The 19790-nt window shown below is 49.3% G+C and carries 14 protein-coding genes and 2 pseudogenes; 3 read left to right on the plus strand and 13 right to left on the minus strand.

The annotated features are described in order from the left end of the window. Positions 1-350 precede the first annotated feature (350 nt). Positions 351-1601 (plus strand): valine--pyruvate transaminase, encoded by a 1251-nt coding sequence (locus tag DCX48_12870; protein QXE15332.1) that lies wholly within the window; start codon positions 351-353, stop codon positions 1599-1601. A 6-nt stretch (positions 1602-1607) separates the two neighbouring features. Here DCX48_12870 and DCX48_12875 read toward each other — a convergent pair. The 9 genes and pseudogenes from DCX48_12875 to DCX48_12915 all read right to left on the minus strand — a co-directional run bounded on the left by DCX48_12875 (position 1608) and on the right by DCX48_12915 (position 12282). Next, positions 1608-1691: pseudogene (locus DCX48_12875) on the minus strand (tail fiber assembly protein). A 30-nt stretch (positions 1692-1721) separates the two neighbouring features. Further along, the gene (locus tag DCX48_12880; protein ID QXE15333.1) at positions 1722-3194 is read right to left on the minus strand and encodes a glycosyl hydrolase family protein; all 1473 of its coding nucleotides are present in this window, start codon (positions 3192-3194) and stop codon (positions 1722-1724) included. 20 nt (positions 3195-3214) lie between these two features. Next, positions 3215-5119, minus strand: a complete 1905-nt coding sequence (locus DCX48_12885) for a PTS beta-glucoside transporter subunit EIIBCA (GenBank protein ID QXE15334.1) — start codon at positions 5117-5119, stop codon at positions 3215-3217. A 131-nt stretch (positions 5120-5250) separates the two neighbouring features. Further along, on the minus strand, positions 5251-6078 hold the full coding sequence (locus DCX48_12890; GenBank protein QXE15335.1) for a PRD domain-containing protein: 828 nt from the start codon (positions 6076-6078) through the stop codon (positions 5251-5253). A gap of 425 nt (positions 6079-6503) precedes the next feature. Beyond that, on the minus strand, positions 6504-7514 hold the full coding sequence (locus tag DCX48_12895) for an ABC transporter ATP-binding protein (protein QXE15336.1): 1011 nt from the start codon (positions 7512-7514) through the stop codon (positions 6504-6506). After that, positions 7511-8491 (minus strand): dipeptide ABC transporter ATP-binding protein, encoded by a 981-nt coding sequence (locus tag DCX48_12900; GenBank protein QXE15337.1) that lies wholly within the window; start codon positions 8489-8491, stop codon positions 7511-7513. Before DCX48_12900 ends, DCX48_12895 begins: the two co-directional genes overlap by 4 nt. A gap of 13 nt (positions 8492-8504) precedes the next feature. Then, entirely contained in the window at positions 8505-9407 is a 903-nt protein-coding gene (gene dppC, locus DCX48_12905) for a dipeptide ABC transporter permease DppC (protein QXE15338.1), read from the minus strand. Between the two features lie 13 nt (positions 9408-9420). After that, the gene (dppB, locus tag DCX48_12910) at positions 9421-10440 is read right to left on the minus strand and encodes a dipeptide ABC transporter permease DppB (protein ID QXE15339.1); all 1020 of its coding nucleotides are present in this window, start codon (positions 10438-10440) and stop codon (positions 9421-9423) included. Positions 10441-10674: 234 nt separating this feature from the next. Beyond that, entirely contained in the window at positions 10675-12282 is a 1608-nt protein-coding gene (locus DCX48_12915; protein QXE15340.1) for an ABC transporter substrate-binding protein, read from the minus strand. A gap of 919 nt (positions 12283-13201) precedes the next feature. On the opposite strand from DCX48_12915, the pseudogene DCX48_12920 reads away from it, so the two are divergent. Next, positions 13202-14052: pseudogene (locus DCX48_12920) on the plus strand (IS630 family transposase). A 630-nt stretch (positions 14053-14682) separates the two neighbouring features. Continuing rightward, the gene (locus tag DCX48_12925) at positions 14683-16026 is read left to right on the plus strand and encodes a 2-hydroxycarboxylate transporter family protein (GenBank protein ID QXE15341.1); all 1344 of its coding nucleotides are present in this window, start codon (positions 14683-14685) and stop codon (positions 16024-16026) included. Between the two features lie 80 nt (positions 16027-16106). Here DCX48_12925 and DCX48_12930 read toward each other — a convergent pair whose 3' ends face one another. The 4 genes from DCX48_12930 to dcuS all read right to left on the minus strand — a co-directional run bounded on the left by DCX48_12930 (position 16107) and on the right by dcuS (position 19719). Continuing rightward, complete coding sequence (locus DCX48_12930; GenBank protein ID QXE15342.1) at positions 16107-16382, minus strand: hypothetical protein; 276 nt, start codon at positions 16380-16382, stop codon at positions 16107-16109. Next, positions 16366-17259, minus strand: a complete 894-nt coding sequence (locus DCX48_12935; protein QXE15343.1) for a hypothetical protein — start codon at positions 17257-17259, stop codon at positions 16366-16368. Before DCX48_12935 ends, DCX48_12930 begins: the two co-directional genes overlap by 17 nt. A 116-nt stretch (positions 17260-17375) precedes the next feature. Next, entirely contained in the window at positions 17376-18098 is a 723-nt protein-coding gene (gene dcuR, locus DCX48_12940) for a two-component system response regulator DcuR (protein QXE15344.1), read from the minus strand. Further along, positions 18091-19719: a two-component system sensor histidine kinase DcuS gene (gene dcuS / locus DCX48_12945; GenBank protein QXE15345.1), complete on the minus strand. Its 1629-nt coding sequence runs from the start codon at positions 19717-19719 to the stop codon at positions 18091-18093. The genes dcuR and dcuS overlap by 8 nt, the downstream gene beginning before the upstream one ends. Between the last annotated feature and the right edge of the window lie 71 nt (positions 19720-19790).

Below are 19790 nucleotides of genomic sequence, written 5' to 3' on the forward strand. Positions count from 1 at the left end.
CTAAAGACTACAAATCAGCGGATGGTCAGAATGTGATAGCTATCACCAGATGGAAAAATTCAGCATTGATGCGTTATTTATCTGACTAACTTCACTCATAACCTGTAAATAGAAACAATTCTTGCAGCATTATTGAGATATTGATCGGAAAAAGCTGACATCGTTTCAGCAAAATAAAGCATGCCACCTAAACGCATTTTCCCGACAACGAGTGCATCAGTAATTCATGCTGATTTTTCCGCACGCGACAGGACAAAAAGTTACCAGATTGTTTTTTGACCACATTGCACCCTTTTAGCGCAAGCGCTATGGTTGCCGCTAACCTGTGTACGGCCACTGATAAATAAACTATGAAATTTTCTCTTTTCGGCAAGAAATTCACGCGACACGCTGGCATCACTCAGTTAATGGACGACCTGAACGAAGGACTGCGCACGCCAGGCGCAATCATGCTGGGCGGTGGCAATCCGGCACATATTCCGGAGATGGACAGCTACTTCCAACAGTTGTGTCAGGATATGCTGGAACAAGGGAAATTAACGGAAGCGCTATGCAACTACGACGGCCCGCAAGGCAAGGATACGCTGCTTAATGCGCTGGCCGAGCTACTGAGTAATGAATTAGGTTGGCAGATTGGACCACAGAATATTGCGCTAACAAATGGCAGCCAGAGTGCGTTTTTCTACTTATTTAACCTGTTTGCTGGTCGCCACAGCGATGGCAGCCTGAAAAAGGTACTGTTTCCGCTAGCACCGGAATATATCGGCTATTCAGACTCTGGACTGGACGAAGACATGTTCGTTTCCGTTCGTCCGCAAATCGAATTGTTGCCCGAAGGACAATTTAAATATCACGTCGATTTCGATCATCTGTCGATTACCGATGATATTGGGCTAGTCTGCGTATCACGCCCGACCAATCCGACCGGCAACGTGCTGACCGACGACGAGCTGATGCGTCTGGATATTCTGGCACAGCAGCACAATATCCCCCTGCTGATTGATAACGCGTATGGTGTGCCTTTCCCCGGCATCATCTTTAGCGATGCCACACCGCTGTGGAACCCGAATATCATCCTGTGCATGAGCCTATCCAAACTGGGCCTGCCCGGCTCGCGCTGCGGTATCGTGATTGCGGATGAAAAGGTGATTTCGGCTATCGGTAACATGAACGGCATCATTAGCCTGTCTCCAGGCGCGATTGGTCCAGCACTGGCGTATGAGATGATTCAACGCGGCGATCTGCTGCGCTTATCTAACGACGTCATACGCCCGTTCTATCAGCAGCGCGTGACGGAAACTATCGCGATTATTCGCCGCTATCTTTCCCCCGAGCAGTGTCTGATTCATAAACCGGAGGGCGCGATCTTCTTGTGGCTGTGGTTTAAGGATCTGCCTATCACGACAGAAATCCTGTACCAGCGCCTGAAAAAACGCGGTGTCCTCATGGTGCCGGGTCACTATTTCTTCCCCGGTCTGGAGCAGGAATGGCAACACGCTCATCAATGCATGCGCATGAACTATGTACCGGAGCCGGAAAAAATCGAACGCGGTATTGCGATTCTGGCGGAAGAAGTCGAAAAGGCGATACAGGAAGGCTAATTTCCCGTTCGTTAGACAGAGCCTGCAACTACTTTTTGTCCATAAATTAGCCTTCATTTGATGCTCGATTGAACCGATCAAAATAAGGCAATACAAGTATGTGCAGGCTCTTTTTACGTGTTAGAGCGTTTCACCATTGGTGGCGATAACATTCTGATACCAATAGAAACTCTTCTTACGGTAACGAGCCAGCGTGCCGTTGCCGTCGTTATCCTGATCGACATAAATAAAGCCGTAACGCTTGTTCATTTCCGATGTTGATGCACTGATAAGATCAATCGGTGCCCAGGAGGTGTAGCCCATCAGCTCTACCCCGTCTTTCACCGCTTCTTTCATCTCTTTCAAGTGCGACTGGAAGAACGCAATGCGGTAATCATCATTCACCTGATGATTTTCGTCGATCTGATCCACAGCCCCCATGCCATTTTCCACCACGAACAGGGGGATCTGATAACGATCGTACATGTCGTTCAGCGCAACCCGCAATCCAACCGGATCGATCTGCCAGTCCCATTCTGTCGTTTTCAGGTAGGGGTTCTTCACACCGCCCGCAATGTTGCCGCCCACTTTATCCATCTTGTCTGCATTGACGCTGGTGACCAGCGACATGTAATAACTGAACGAGAGGAAATCCACCGTGTGCTGTTGCAGGATCTCTTCATCGCCCGGCAACATCTCGATGTGAATCCCTTTCTCGGCAAAACGACGAGTCATATGGCGTGGATAGCGGCCCCGAATCTGGACATCACTAAAGAAGTAATTGAGCTGGTTCTCACGATAGGCCAGCAAAATATCCTCAGGCGCACAGCTTTCTGGGTAGGTCAGCAAGCGCGTCAGCATACAGCCAATTTTCGCCTCCGGGCAGAGACGACGGCAGTGTTTTACCGCCAGCGCACTGGCAACAAACTGGTGATGTAGCGCCTGATAAATCACGGTTTCGATTTCATCATCCGAGAAACGCTCCGGCACAATACCGCCAGTGGTAAACGGGTGGCGGATGATGCTGTCTATCTCATTGAACGTGAGCCAGTACTTCACTTTATCTTTATAACGATCCAGAACGGTAACCGCGAATTTCTCAAAGCAATCCACCGTTTTTCTGCCATTCCAACCGGCAAAGTTATTGACCAGATAGATGGGCATTTCGTAGTGAGACAGCGTGACCAGCGGCTCGATACCATTTTTGTGTAACTCATCAAACAGCGCGTCGTAAAAACGCAGTCCTTCTTCATTCGGTTGTTCTTCAATGCCGGTGGGGAAGATACGCGTCCAGGCAATAGAAACGCGCAGCACCTTGAAGTTCATCTCGGCAAACAGAGCAATATCTTCACGAAAGTGGTGATAGAAACCGATACCACGACGTTTAGGGTATGGGCTGGCATCAGTGGCCGCGATAGCCTCTTCTATCTGCTGATCGGTAATTTTATAGTGCTTTTCATATTCTTCACGCTTCAGGTTCTTTTTATGAATCGCCATGTCTGCCGTTGAGAGACCTTTCCCCCCCACGTCCCATCCACCTTCCACCTGGTTGGCCGCGAGTGCGCCCCCCCACAGAAATCCTTTTGGAAAACCGGTAATTGCTGAATCTTTCATTCTATCTCTCCCATTAATGGTTAAACCGTAGCGCTAAACAGGGTCATTAAGGTGTGATGGTTACTCACGCGGTGTTGTTCTGTAGCGGAAATCGTCTGATAGTCATCGGTATTGGCGATCACCACCGGCGTCGTGACATCAAAGCCTTTAGCAATCAGGGTTTCTAGCTCGAAAGTCAGGAGCAGTTGCCCCGTGGTCACGCGATCGCCTTCATTGACATGGCTGGCAAAACACTCGCCGTTAAGCCGTACCGTGTCGATTCCAACGTGCACCAGTATTTCCACGCCGTCATCGGAGGTAATACCGATGGCATGTTTGCTGTGGAACAGTTTTGATACCGTCCCGTTCACCGGAGAGGTCACTACGCCCTCAGAGGGATAAATCGCAATGCCTTTTCCCATGACCTCACTGGCAAATACCGCATCGTTAACGGAAGTCAACGGTACAATCGTGCCATTAAGTGGTGCCGCCAACATGATGCCGGATAACCCATTTTGGCTACTGGCGGTCGTCGTCTGCGGTGCAGAAGACGTTGCTGCTTTTGGCGTTGCTGCCGATGGTTCACTGAGTGACTCATCGAAGCCCAGCAGATAGGTCAATAGGGCAGAAAGTGTGAACGACATGCCGATACCAATCAGGTAATAGGCAAAGGTCGTGGTCATAAAAGCAGGCAAGGTCGTCAACGCAGGGAACACATAGGCCATGACCGTGGTGCCCATTGAGCCGATAAAGCCGCCTGCCACCGTCCCGGCAATCAGCGAAGCCACCAGCGGGCGCTTATATTTGATAGAGATACCGTAGACGATAGGTTCAGTGACACCGGCAAACAGCGCGGGCACCATGCTGGACAACGCAAAGGATTTCAGCTTTTTGTCTTTGGCTTTCAGGAACACGCCGAACGCCGCGCCCGCCTGAGCAAAAGTTGCTGCGGCCGTCGCCGGTTTGATGGTGTCAAAACCACGCAGCGCCAGGTTGTTGAGCATCACTGGCACCATTCCCCAGTGCAGACCAAAGATCACGAGCAGCGTCCAGCCGCCGCCCAGGATCGCTCCGGTCAGCATCCCGCTCACGCCATTCATGTAGGCGATACCTGCACCGATGCCATCTCCGAGGTACACGCCAATTGGCCCGACCGCGATAACAATCACCGGCACCATGATAAGCATCCCCAGCATCGGCACGGCCACCATCTCAATACTTTGGTGAATCACGCGTTTTAACAGCCGTTCCAGATAGGAATAGGCCCAGATAGCCAGTATCGCCGGGATCAATGTGGATGAATATTTCATCAACACAACGGGAATCCCCATAAACTGGACGATATCCCCCGGTTTCGCCATCAACCCAGTGAATGTCGGTTCCAGCAACGCCCCAACAATCGCCACGGAAACAAACGGGTGCGCATTGAACGCCTTCGCACAGGAAAACGCCAATAGCAGCGGCAGGAAATAGAACACGCTGTTGCTCGCCGCCGCCAGGATTTTATAGGTGCTCCCTGCGGTATCGATAAAGTGGTAAGTAGACAGGATCACCAGAAACGCTTTCAGCATCCCGGCACCGGCCAGCGCAGGAACAATCGGAACAAGAATGGAGGACATTTTATTGAACACGCGTCCGACAATATTGCCCTTTTTCCCTGAAGACTCATCTTCGCTGTCCGAGAGGGCATCACCTTTAATACCGAATTCGTCCACCAAAATGCGATAAACAGTGGTGACATCATTGCCAATCACCACCTGATATTGGCTATTGCTTTCGACGGCCAGAATAACGCCATCCAGTTTATCCAATGCCGCTTTATTAAATTTAGAGCTATCTTTCAGTGAAAATCTCAAGCGTGTAATACAGTGAGTTAAAGAAACTACATTCTTTTCCCCACCAATTAGCTCAATAATTTCCCTGGCAAGTAAACGGAAATCACTCATGGGCTGACCTCAATAATAGTCATATTGGCATCATTTATGTGGAACCATAAATGACATCATTTATTATGGAATAAATTGGTTATTACTTAAGTACGAATCCTAAAACCGTTGTGAAAATTTTCTTTAGCGAATTACTTCCTTACATGCTCAATATGTATAGAAAGAAACATCATTTCGTCATCACTTAATGAACGACCATAATCGCGGCTAATAAATTTGTTGACCCGTTTAGCACATTCGTAAGACGAAGAATATTTCAACATCACGGCGTCATGCAGAGAACTGTCATCACTGGTAACATAAGTATTACTCAATAACCGATGAGCAAAAAATTTCAGGTGGGTAACAAAACGCTGAAAATTGATTGAGTCTTCCTCATATTCAATTTTGAAATGGTATTTAACGATATTCAGAATGTCCTGAATAACTCTCGAAACAGCCTTAATATCTGGCATAGCGCCATCTTGCTGTGAATTCAACAGGTGCAGGGCAATAAACCCAGCTTCATCTTCAGGCAGCTTAACGTGAAGTTTCTCGCTAATTTCATTAATTGCCCATTGCCCAATAATAAATTCATTTCGGTAAAGGCGTTTGATATCCCAGAGCAACATATTCTCGATATAGGCTCCCTGTTTAGTTCTTTCGAGAGCGAAACTTAAGTGATCGAGTAAGGAAGCATAAACGCTTTTATGAATTTTTCTGTCGAGTTTGCTCGTTGCCTGTTTGACTATATCGAGGACGATATTAAACAACATTTCGGGAACATCATTAAACGCTTCACTGGTTTTATCGAGGCTGTTTTCTTCATCGAGACGGAATATTTTTTGAATACAGGATTCATCAACCAGGTCATTGGCTTTTTTGTTAAAACCGACGCCCTTTCCAATAACAACACATTCCTTGCCGCTCAATTCGCGAGCAACGATAACATTGTTATTCAGAACCCGTTGTATTCTCATATTTCACCCATAAAAAAAGGCAAAACGTAAAAGAGTTTTATCTCTTCTCGGTTTTGCCTGTTATTAAAACAGTAACAATCCATATAAGGAAATACATCATAAACCAGTAAGACTTGCAAGCGCGATGTGTTTAACTTTTTTCTATTGTGACAACCATCACGCATTAATATTACCTTCACAACAATCCGCGATCGGCATGAAATGTGGTGGAAAAGAATATCTCGGCCCTCGGTTAAAACTCGGTAAGTGTCAAAATATACCGGTAATACTTCAAGTTACATGTACGTTGGCTGCGTTCACTCACCCGAATCACTTACCTGAGTAAGCTCATCGGGATTCCTTCCCTTGCCGCCTTCCTGAAACTCGAATTATTTGGGGTATAGTTAGCCCCCACGTTTCAGCGACGTGGGGGCATCGAAGGCAAGCTAGGCGACTGCGGTGCCCTGTTCGTCCTGATCGACGGCGAAGCAGGCAACCTGCTGTTCACCGTAGGTTTTCAACTGCGGCTGGAACTGCGTACAGGTGCTGAAGCAGCGCTGACAGCGAGCGTTAAACGCGCAGCCCGGCGGTGGATTCAGTGGGCTAGGCAGTTCACCGGTCAGCTTAATGCGCTCACGGCGTAAATCTGGATTCAAGCGCGGCGTCGCAGAAAGTAACGCCTGCGTATAAGGGTGGCGCGGGTTGTTGAAAATAGCCTCTTTACTGCCCTTTTCGACACAGCGCCCCAGATACATCACCATCACTTCATCAGCGATATGTTCGACCACGGACAGATCGTGCGAGATGAAAACGTAAGACAGCCCTAAATCCTGCTGTAAGTCCATCATCAGGTTCAGCACCTGCGCACGTACCGACACATCCAGTGCAGAAACAGGCTCATCAGCAATCACCACGTCCGGATCCAGCATCAGCCCACGGGCGATAGCGATACGCTGACGCTGACCGCCGGAGAACATATGCGGGTAGCGGTCATAATGCTCCGTTTTCAGCCCGACTTTCGCCATCATCGCCAGCGCTTTTTCACGACGCTCAGCTTTCGACAGCTCGGTGTTGATCTGGAGCGGTTCTTCCAGGATCTGGCCGACTTTCTTACGCGGATTCAGCGATCCGTAAGGATTCTGGAAAACGATCTGGATCTTCTGTCGACGCAGTGTCTGCGCTACCGGATCCGGCTTTAAAAGATCTTGCCCTTGATAGTACAACTCGCCTTCTGATGGGGTTTCGATCATCGTCAGCAGGCGGCCCAACGTGGATTTCCCACAGCCGGATTCCCCCACCACCGCCAGCGTTTTACCGCGTTCCAGCGTAAAGGACACACCATCCAGCGCTTTCACCATCCGCTCCGGCGCGAAAAAACCCTTTTTCACCGGATAGTGTTTTTTCAAATCGATCGCATGCAGCAAGTACGGTTGCGATATTGCATTCAGTTCACTCATAAGGTCGGCCTCCCCGCATCATCTAGCGGTGTATGACATTTCACCTGACGACCAGGAATATCACGCAGTTCAGGTTCTTCCTGACGGCAGCGGTCATGCGCATAGGGGCAGCGCGGGTTTAACAGACAGCCGTTGGGGCGATCATATTTACCCGGAACCACACCCGGCAGCGATGCCAGACGCGCTTTATCCACCGCAAACTCCGGTAGCGCACGCAGCAGCGCCTGAGTATACGGATGGCAGGGCGCGCGGAAAATATCCGCTGCTTTGCCGGATTCCACCACCTGCCCGGCATACATCACGATAATGTGATGTGCCGCTTCAGCCACCAGCGCCAAATCGTGTGTAATCAGGATCAGCGCCATGTTCTCGCGCTGCTGCAATTCGAGCAGCAGCTCGATAATCTGCGCCTGAATGGTTACGTCCAGCGCCGTAGTGGGTTCATCGGCAATCAGCAGTTTCGGTCGACAGGCAATCGCCATCGCGATCATCACGCGCTGGCTCATTCCACCGGAAAGCTGATGCGGATACACGTCAAGACGCGATCCCGGATCGGGGATCCCGACCAACGTCAGCAGGTCAATCGCACGCTGACGACGGGTTTTGCGGTTGCCACCCTGATGCACCTTGATGGCTTCCATGATCTGGTAGCCCACGGTGTAGCACGGGTTCAGGCTAGTCATCGGGTCCTGGAAAATCATCGCGACTTCCGAACCCACCAGATTACGCCGTTCTTTCTCAGAAATTTTTGTTAAATCACGCTGGTTAAATTCCAGCTTGTCGGCCATCACTTTGCCGGGGTAATCAATCAGTCCCATAATCGCCAGCGAGCTGACGGATTTACCGGAGCCGGATTCCCCGACGATACCGACGACCTGACCTTGTTCGACCTGGTAACTAATACGGTCAACCGCACGGAACGGCAGATCCTCATCACCAAAGTGAACCGACAGTTTATCTACATTGAGCAACGCCATCTCTCTACCTCTATTACTGCTTGAGTTTGGGGTCGAGAGCGTCACGCAAGCCGTCCCCCATCAGGTTAAACGCCAATACCGTCAGTAAGATTGCCACACCAGGGAATGTCACCACCCACCAGGCGCTTTGCGCAAACTGCAAAACGTCCGCCAGCATAGTGCCCCACTCTGGCGTTGGCGGCTGTGCGCCCATACCGAGGAAACCCAAAGCAGCCATATCAAGAATGGCGTTAGAAAAACCGAGAGAAGCCTGCACAATCAGCGGTGCCAGGCAGTTAGGAAGAATGTTGACGAACATCTGGCGTGCCGAGCTGGCACCCGCCACGCGTGAAGCGGTGACGTAATCCCGGTTAACTTCCACCAGCACCGCCGCGCGAGTCAAACGGACATAGTGCGGCAACGCCACGAAGGTCAGCGCCAGCGACGCATTCACAATCGAAGGCCCGAAGACGGCCACCAGCACCAGCGCCAGCAGTAGGCTTGGCAATGCCAGCATGATATCTACGATACGCATGATAAGCGCATCGACCACGCCGCCGAAATACCCGGCCAGCAGACCGAAGATCACCCCCAGCACCAGCGACAGCGCCACAACCAAACAGCCGACCAGCAGCGACAGGCGGGCGCCATACATCAGACGGGACAGGACATCACGTCCGACATCATCCGTTCCCAGAATAAACTGCCAGCTTCCGCCCTCTTGCCAGACCGGCGGACGAAGCAGCGCATCGCGGAATTGCTCAGCGGGCGCATGCGGTGCCAACACGTTGGCGCCAATGGCGATAATCAGCATCAGTGCGACATACACCATGCCAACAACTGCCCCTTTGTTACGTTTAAAATAGTGCCAGAATTCCTGTAGCGGGGTCATCGGCTTAGGTGCGCTATTTACAACAGGTTCAGTGACGTGTGTCATCTTAGCCTTCCCCTTATTTCTTATGACGGATGCGTGGGTTAACCACACCGTAGAGCACATCCACCAGCAGGTTAACCACAATAATCATGGTCGCTACCAGCAGCACGCCGCCCTGAACCACCGGATAGTCACGACGCTGCAACGCATCGATCAACCAACGTCCCAGCCCCGGCCAGGAGAAAATGGTTTCCGTCAGGATCGCCCCGGCCAGCATGGTGCCAACCTGCAAACCAATCACTGTCACCACCGGTAGCATCGCATTACGCAACGCATGCACGACAATCACACGCAGACGACTCAGCCCTTTGGCGCGGGCGGTACGAATGTAATCCTCCCCCAGCACTTCCAGCATCGCGGAGCGCGTCATACGCACAATCACCGCCAGCGGAATAGTGCCCAGCACGATGGCAGGCAGGATCATGTGTTCAACCGCGTCGATAAAATCACCTTTTTCGCCCCAAAACAGGGTATCGAACAGCATAAAGCCGGTGAGCGGCATACTGTCATCGAGGAAAATCGTATCGCTAATGCGTCCCGAAACGGGCGTCAGATCGAGCTGAACGGAAACCAGCATAATCAGCATCATACCCCACCAGAAGATAGGCATAGAGTAGCCCGTCAGCGCCAGGCCAACAGAGGTATGATCGAAAATAGAACCGCGTTTGACCGCAGCCAACACGCCAACCGGAATCCCAACCGCGATAGCAAACAGCATCGCGCAGGTACCCAGTTCCAGCGTTGCTTTGAAGCGAGGTACAAATTCTTCCCACACGGGGATGCGGCTCTTGAGGGAGATTCCCAGATCGCCCTGCAACACACCGCCGATATAGTGGATGTATTGCTGCCAAAGTGGCTTATCCAGCCCCATTTCAGCCAGCAATTGCGCATGGCGCTCGGCGGAAATACCACGTTCCCCCGCCATGATCATCACCGGATCTCCCGGAATCATGTGCACGAAGGCGAAGGTCAACAGGGTGATACCAATAAACGTTGGGATAACGAGCCCCAAACGCCGGAGTATGAACTGCAACATATCCCGAACTCTCTATTCATGCCCGTTGGCTCATTGGCCATCAGGCTTATCATTGCTCACAGCTAAAAAATCGCCAGACGCGATTTTAAACGTCGTGTGCGACGGCCCGCAGGGTAGCGGGCGGGGAAGGCTGCCATAAAAATTTAACGGGCAAGAAACCCCGCCTCCACGGCTCCTCTAACGAGAAACCGCAAGGTCGGGGTTTTCAATGTCCATGAAAATCTAGTGGCTGACTTAATCCAACGTCACGTTGTTGAAGCTATGCACGCCGCGCGGCTGAACCACATAACCTTTCACGTTTTTACGCACGGGTTCGTACACGGTGGAGTGCGCGACAATCAGCGCCGGAGCCTGATCGTGCATCACAACCTGAGCCTGCTTGTACAGCTCAATACGTTTTTCGTGATCGGAAACGGCACGCGCCGGTTGGATCAGATCTTCGAACGGCTTGTAGCACCACTTGGAGTAGTTAGAGCCATTTTTAGCCGCATCGCAGCTGAACAGGGTTGCGAAGAAGTTATCTGGATCCCCATTATCGCCAGTCCAGCCCATCAGTACGGTCTGGTGCTCGCCGTCTTTCGCACGCTTCAGATACTCGCCCCACTCGTAGGTGACGATCTTGGCTTTCACGCCAACTTTCGCCCAGTCGGACTGAATCATTTCTGCCATACGACGCGCGTTCGGGTTGTACGGACGCTGTACCGGCATTGCCCACAGGTCGATAGCGAAGCCGTCAGCCATACCCGCTTCTTTCAGCAGGGCTTTCGCTTTCTCAGGATCGTAGCTGTAGTCTTTAACGTCGTTGTTGTAGCCCCACATGGTCGGTGGGATCAGGTTGGTAGCCGCTTGGCCCGCGCCCTGATAGACCGCCTCGATGATGGCAGACTTGTTAACCGCATAGTTCAGCGCCTGGCGAATCTTGACGTTATCCAGCGGTTTTTTCTCAACGTTGTAAGCCAGATAGCCAACGTTCAGGCCCGGCTGTTCCATCAACGTGATGTTTTTGTCTTCTTTCATGCGGGCAAGATCGGCCGGGTTTGGATACGGCATGATCTGGCATTCGTCTTTTTGCAGCTTGGCGTAACGAACAGAAGCATCAGGCGTAATGGAGAAGACCAGACGGTCAATGCCCGGCTTGGTGCCCCAGAAGCCTTCGAAAGCTTTGTACAGAATGCGGGAGTCTTTCTGGTACTGCTGTAGCTGGAATGGGCCTGTACCGATTGGGTTCAGGTCAATCTTCTCCGGCGTACCGGCTTTCAGCATCTTATCACCGTATTCCGCTGATAAGATGGAAGCGAAGTCCATCGCCAGATTTGCCAGGAACGGTGCTTCAGGACGGTTCAGTACAAAGCGGACGGTGTAATCGTCTACTTTTTCGATTTTGCTGACCAGTTCCGGCATGCCCATACCTTGATAGTATTCATAGCTGCCGCCAGACACTTTATGGTACGGATGGTTGGCATCCTGCTGACGCATGAAGGAGAAAATCACGTCATCGGCATTGAATTCACGGGAAGGTTTGAAATCCTTGCTGTCCTGCCATTTCACGCCTTTGCGCAGATGGAAGGTGTAGGTTTTGCCGTCTTCGCTAATATCCCATTTTTCAGCCAAACCCGGACCGGTGTCCGTGGTGCCGTCTTTAAATTCCACCAGACGGTTATAAATAGGAATAGAACTGGCATCAAACGTTGTACCGGAGGTGAACAGCTGTGGGTTAAAACCTTCTGGGGAGCCTTCTGAACAATAAACCAGTGTTTTTGCCTGAACGCCCGCGGCGATGGACATGGCGAGCAAGCCAAGGCCGAACTTCAACACCCTTGATTTAACCAGGGATTTTTCCATTACTTATGCTCCATTGTGGATGATGTTGTGTGCTATACCCGCCCTACTCCAAGCTGCATACGCGTTGTTAAAACACTGCGGTTAAAAATACAGTGATTAACAACGCCGATGTTCTGTCCTGCATCTCGAAATCAATTGGGTATGGTTGGCCAGACCTGTATTTTTATGTGCTGCGGTCTGTACCCTGTCGCCCGAAGGCAAAATCAAAATAATGGGGAGAGGAATGGTGGTTATCAGAACAAACAGCCGTCACGCTATTGAAGATAGTCATAATAACTACAACGTATACCTTGAAGCGCCACAACCCGCTCACGGATGCTGGATGAAGACGTAGAATCATTCAGACAAGCCGCTGCTTTCCTCCTTATATCCCTATGACGCCTTCAATTTCTCAACAGATGGCGGTGACGTCAATATAAGCTGTAAGGATTTACAAAATTTCCTTACATTTCCTTAAAAGATAAAATACAAGCCAACCGACCCACGAAAGATGGATTCCCCACTTTTTTATTAAAAAACAGCGATAAAACCCATCATAACGGCCACTTAAAGAAATTATCACCATTAAAAAAACTATAGTCATCTGGTCTTACGTGTCCAAGATCTGAGCACTATTTTTTGTTAAAAACGTTAACAACAGGTGAAAATCCTGACGGGTAATAAGAAATTCTGATATTTCCCATGACGCCATAAGCAGAGGAATGACTATCTACGCTACATAAAAAAACTTTTTTTTCCCCTCTCGACTGACCGAAAGCGTACTCCACTGCATTCTTTGTCTGTCTCTGTGAGATGCCCGTTGCTGGATACCATTAACTAAATAACTTTGCAAAATAATAGATCACTTGGAGGGAACTCAGTCCGAATTGAGCGATCTGATCAATCGCCAAACATCACAAATCACCAACCGGACTGAGCGATGCCGATCATAGCAGTAATCCCTGATGAAGAACGACAACTGATGCGTAAAGAAATCCAGCAGACACGCGATAAAAATTACGCCAGACGACTCATTGCCATGCTGATGTTGCATCGCGGGATGACCGTCACCGACGTTGCCAGACTGCTCTGCGCTGCCCGCTCATCCGTCGGTCGATGGATTAATTGGTTTACTTTACATGGTATTGAAGGACTACAAAGTCTCAGGTCCGGACGTGCTCCCCGGTGGCCTGTCGCTGATATTCTTCAGGTTCTTCCACTGCTGGTACAACGCTCTCCGCAGGATTTCGGCTGGCTGCGTTCCCGATGGAGCACTGAGTTATTGGTACTTATCGTTAATCGGCTTTTTAATGTAGCGCTTCATCCCGCCAAGACTGGATGCTCAAAGGACAACAGAAGCGTATTACTACGCCGGGACATAACCAAAAACATTATCTGGCAGGTGCACTGCATTCGGACACGAGGCGAGTCCATTATGTCGGCGGTAACAGCAAGTGCTCTGATTTATTTATCAATCTGTTAGAGGCATTACGGCGCACATACCGGCGAGCAAAAACGCTCACGATAGTGGTAGATAACTACATTATCCATAAAAGCCACAAGGTGGAGCGCTGGCTGGAGAAAAACAAGAAGTTCAGGTTGTTGTTCCTGCCAACGTATTCGCCGTGGCTGAATCCAATAGAATTGCTGTGGCTGTCGTTGCACGAAACCATAACGCGTAACCATCAGTGCCGATATATGTGGCAATTGCTGGGTCGGGTAAATCAATTTATGAATGCGGCCTCACCGTTCCCCGGCAATCATCATGGTCTGGCTAAAGTGGAGCGATAATATGCAAAGTTATTTAGATAAAAGCACACATAAAAAGGCCGATGAAGCAGGATCGGGGACGCATTCTGCCCACGGTATCTTCGGCAAGGGCACTAGCTGCGAGAAAATGATATTGCTCAATAATTACTTAGCTATTTTAGTTAAATAAATATTTTCATTAAAATGAAAACACGCTATTTACTTATTCTCATAAAGTGGTATTTTTCATCCTGTGACTTACCTCTCCTTCTGCTTTAATTCCCCCTCACTGCAAAAATAAATTATTTTAATTACAAAAAAATAATATAAGTTATTTAAAATGGAGTTGCTGATAAGTTCACAAATACGTAATTAACGTATTATTTTTAACATTCCCTCATGCTAGATTACCTCCCAACGTGATTCATTGTTAAATAACACCTATCATTCTTTATATTTTTGTTACTAATTGATAAAAAAACAAAAAAACGTATTTTTCTGCTTTCTGATAATAAACATCCCGCCGCCACTGGCATTAATGACGCTCGATAAACACATAAATATCGATGCAAAAAACGTCAATAAGCCACGCCGATAATGATGCACCATCAATATCGTAACGGCAGGTATGTAATTTCTTTCTGTACCAACTGTCCTAGCAGGGTGAATATAATGAAAAAAATTGAAACTGATATTTTATGTGAGAACGATCTCGCTCTGGAAACACAGACATCGTTTATCGGAGGTTTTTTTAAAAAGAAAATCGGCTCCGTTCCCGTTGCACTTTTTATAGCAATTGCCGCCATTGTCGCTATATCTGCCTATGAGGGATATTTACCTAAGAATATGATTGGCGGTTTTGCCGTCATCATGACGATGGGGTTTTTACTGGCGCATATTGGCAGCAACATTCCCGTGTTCAAAGATATCGGTGGCCCGGCGATTCTGTGCCTGATGGTGCCTTCCGTTATGGTGTATTTTGAGTTATTCAATGACAACACCATGAAAACCGTACACCTGTTGATGAAAGAGGCGAACTTCCTGTACTTCGTCATCGCCTGTCTAGTGGTCGGCAGTATCCTGGGAATGAACCGCAAAATCCTGATTCAAGGGATGGTGCGCATGTTCGTCCCGCTGGTCATCGGCACCGCCACAGCGCTGGCAACCGGTTTACTGGTCGGTAAACTATGCGGCTACAGCGTCTATCACACCTTCTTCTTCATTATTGTGCCAATCATCGGCGGCGGTATTGGTGAAGGCATCCTGCCGTTATCATTAGCCTATTCTGCCATTCTGGGGCAAAGCCCAGATGTTTATGTGGCTCAGTTAGCGCCAGCTGCCGTCGTCGGCAACATCTTCGCTATCCTGTGTGCTGGTGTGCTGTCCCGTCTGGGTATGCGCCGTAAGGATCTGAACGGTGAAGGCCGTCTGGTTCGCAGCGATGAAGACAACGCGATGTTTGCCGTAAACGAAGCACCAAAGCCGGTCGATTTTCACTTGATGGGCGGCGGATTGTTGATGATTTGCGCCTTCTTCATCGTCGGTGGCCTGTTTGAGAAATTGGTACACATCCCTGGCCCAGTTCTGATGATTCTGATCGCCGTCTTCTGCAAATACGGACGTGTTATCCCTGCCGTCATGGAAACTGGGGCGCATAGCGTTTACAAGTTCGTATCCAGTTCTCTGGTGTGGCCGCTGATGATCGGGCTTGGCATGCTGTATATTCCGCTGGAGAGCGTTGTTGCCGTATTCTCCGTGGGTTACGTCATCGTCTGTGGTTCTGTGGTGCTATCCATGGCGCTGGTGAGCTTCCTGATTGCCCCTTATCTGAATATGTACCCTATTGAAGCTTCCATCGTGACCACGTGCCACAGCGGGCTGGGTGGTACGGGTGACGTAGCGATTCTGTCCGCCTCTAACCGTATGTCTCTGATGCCGTTCGCACAGATCGCCACCCGTATCGGCGGCGCGTCTACCGTCATCGCCGCAACGCTACTGTTGAGCTGGGCTGCCTAATCTCAGTATCACGGTTTCCCCCAATCAGGGGGAAACCTTATTGAATGCAGAACTACGCTAATCCCCCGTCAACCGCGTTCTTATCTAACCTTTTTGAAAATGATCAGAATCAGGCTCATACAGATGGGGAAACCAATTAATACGGCTGAATACATGGAATCCATAGATTCTCGCATATCAGCTAATATCGCAAAATGGTATTCAACTGGCACAGTTTTATCAGATAAAAAAACCATTCTTTCTTTATCTTGAACATGCCCAAAAGAAAAAAGAGCAATGCTTATCAAATAAAAAAAAGAAACAACGCAAATACTGAACCATCGAATAAACGTCTTGCACTTACTTGTTAACATCATGCATCCCTTCTAATAACCCACCGGCAGAACCACCAGAATAAGGTGAAATTTTACCTATACCAGAAACAACCTCGGACACGACTCTTAAAGAGGTATCTTCACTTATCGGTGTGTAGCTATCAGTATTCGGGTACTGCTTTCTAAACTCACTGGTCATATCAACAACAAGCATCGATGATTCAGCGCTTTTTTGTTCTAAATACCGCTGTAGCGATACCGGCACGGCAAAATCTTCTTCGTAATTAATCCGTATCTGAGAGTTAGTTGTATATTCTCCCTCAAATATCTGTGATCCCGCGATCTTCACGCCTTTTGTTGCATGGGTTGTACAGTTCACGCCTGTCACATCATATTGATCGACTGTACGACCGTTTCTTTTAGTGCTTTCTCCCATCTTGATTGTTTCTTTCACTTTGCCCCCTGAGCGCCATAGCTTTTCAAAGTACAATCGAGCAATCGTAGGATCTGCATCTGTAATGACGAATGCCTTCGCCTCCATCTTGTACAGTTCTTCTCGGTAATATGTTCTGGCATCTTCAAACTGCAAAAAATTTAAGATGCCATCACCGACAGCCCCGAGAACACCAAACCGTCTACCAAAGCGGCCATAGGTAAAAACAGATGCATTATTTCCCTCATGAGTGGAAACAAATGCGTGACCCGTCCCCTTAATTTCTGTCCAAATAAATACACCGTTTTCTAACAGGTTATTTTCTTTTTTGCACTCTTGAATTTGATTAACCCATTCCCCTTTTGAGGTCGTGAGGTAAATCGGGTCATCCCTGAAGTAATTTACTGGTTCGGGCTTAATATTTTCCCGAGGATTCCGCCACAGCCCTAATCCGCGGCCGTACTGCATAAATTTATCGTGTTCCACTCAACCAACTCCATCTGGTTTCATCATCACTGAATTGTATATAGCACGAGGCGGGATCTCTCCCGCCTCGTTTCCATTTCTGTCAGCTTTATTCGCCGCTAGCTATTCACTGCTCTTCACTCACAGTACTGACGCAGTGAGTCCTGCTTTTCCGGCAACAGACGATACAGGTAGACCGGTCGCCCCGTAGAACCGTACAGGATATTAGTAGTCAGAATTCCTGTTTCTGATAAATAAATCAGATACTTACGACATGATACGCGAGAGATACCAATCGCATTCGCCAGCATTTCGGTAGAGAACTCAATGCCCTGATTGCCTTCAACCCACTCGCAGACGGTACGCAGCGTCAGGCTGGTTAGCCCTTTCGGCAATTTCTTACGTTCACTAGCCGTGCTGCCGCTAGTACGGCGAATCAGGTTATCAATATCAGACTGCGCGACAAAATCGCGGTGCTTGAACAGATTAGCCTCTTCGCGATAGGCGGTAAGCGCCTGCTCGAAACGCGAGAACTGGAAAGGCTTAATCAGATAATCCACCACACCGTAGTGCAGCGCTTTTTTGATGGTATACACGTCACTAGCAGAGGATATGATGATAACGTCCGTCTTTTCACTGAATTCACGGATAGTCGGCAGCAGATCCAATCCATTATCCTGCTGCATGTAAATATCCAGCAGTACCAAATCAATTTCCGAGTCAGGTTGCATCAGCAGGTTTCGCGCCTGCTGTAACGTGGGGACGGTCGCATAGCAGCTAAATCCAGAAACCTGGTTCAGATAAGATTTGTTAAGCTCTGCAACCATGGCATCGTCATCAACAATCAGTACATTAATCATGGTCAAACAGCCTTGCTTGATAAGGAATAGTAACGAAAAACTGGGTGTACACCTCAGGTTCTGATTCAAACTCGATAGTGCCGCCAATCTTCTCCAGACTCTGTTTGGTCAGGTACAGGCCGATACCGCGCCCGCTGCCTTTGGTAGAGAATCCCTGTTCATAAATGCGCGACTGGCTCTCCGGCGAAATGCCGGGGCCGTCATCCCCCACGGTACAGTGAAGGCGGCTATTCTGATGATGGAAGCTCACGCTAATTTCGCAGTTTTCCTGCCCATCAATCGCGTCCATCGCATTCTCAATCAGATTACCCAATACGGTAATCAGTTCATTCGTGGCATCGACATCATCGGTATCCGGCAGCAGACTCTCCTCACTGATGGAGAGCGTAATGCCGAGATCGCGCGCGCGGTTGATTTTACCCAACAGGAAGCCGGCAATCACTGGCGATTTCACTTTACGAATAATCGAACCAATTTCCGCCTGATAATTATTGGCGGTCTTCAGGATATAGTCTTCCAGTTGCGAGTAATATTTTAAGTGCAACATCCCCAATATGACGTGCAGCTTGTTCATAAACTCGTGCGACTGCGCACGCAACGCATCGGCATAGTAGGACATCCCACTCAACCGTTGCAGCAACTGGCTGATCTCCGTTTTATCACGGAACGTCGCAATCGCGCCGATAATATCGCCTTTCACAAAAACCGGAACGGTGTTGGTCAGCAGCAGGTGGCCGTTAAAGCTAATCTCTTCATCGCGCCGTGGCGTACCGCTCTCCAATACCTGTTTCAGGTGCAGATGCTCAAGCCATTGCTCGCTAACGCGTTCGGCTGGCTTCGGGGCAGACGTTTCATTGCCCTGCGGTTTATTCTGCCGGAAAAGTCGTCGCGCCTCATCATTGATTACCGTAATCCGACCATGTTGATCGACCGCGATAACACCTTCTTTAATGTGTTTGAGCATCGCGTTACGCTGTTCAAACAAGTTCGAGATCTCAAACGGCTCGAACCCCAGCATAATGCGCTTGAGAACCTTCACCAAAATCAACGTACCGAGCCAGCCAACTAGCGCCCCCGCCAACAGCGTCCAGGGAATCATCCAGCGGTTATCGCTGATTACCTTCTGCACACTGGTTAAGGCAATCCCCAACGCGACGACGCCAACCTGTTTGTGGTTATTATCAAACACCGGAGTGAATACCCGCAGTGCGGGATCGAGCGTTCCCCGATTGATGGCGGTATTTTCCATCCCTAGCAGCGCCGGATAGATATCCCGACCGGCGAAATGCTCGCCAATTCTTTCCGGTTCAGGGTGGCTATGGCGCACCGTATCCATATCGGTGACAGTGACAAAGAGCAGTTGATTACGCTGGCGGATTGTCTCCGCAGCAATCTGCACATCCTCCGGTCGGCCAATTCCTTTAAGTTCATTAATAACAACGGGAGAAGCTGCAAATGTACGAGCAATGGCAAAGGCTTTTTCTCGCAGATGATCTTCTGAAAGCTGATTAATACGAAAAAACAGCAGGGAATAGACCACCAGCAGCACCGCGCCAAGCACAACCGACACCATCAGAAACACCGATGTCCCGAGCTTTAGCGGTGCCTTTTTCTTGCCCATGTCACTCTCCAAAACCACCATCATCACACCGTTATCTTATACTGTTTCGTTGCGTTTCGCGTGTCGTGATG

Source organism: Pectobacterium atrosepticum (assembly GCA_019056595.1).
Lineage (GTDB): Bacteria > Pseudomonadota > Gammaproteobacteria > Enterobacterales > Enterobacteriaceae > Pectobacterium > Pectobacterium atrosepticum.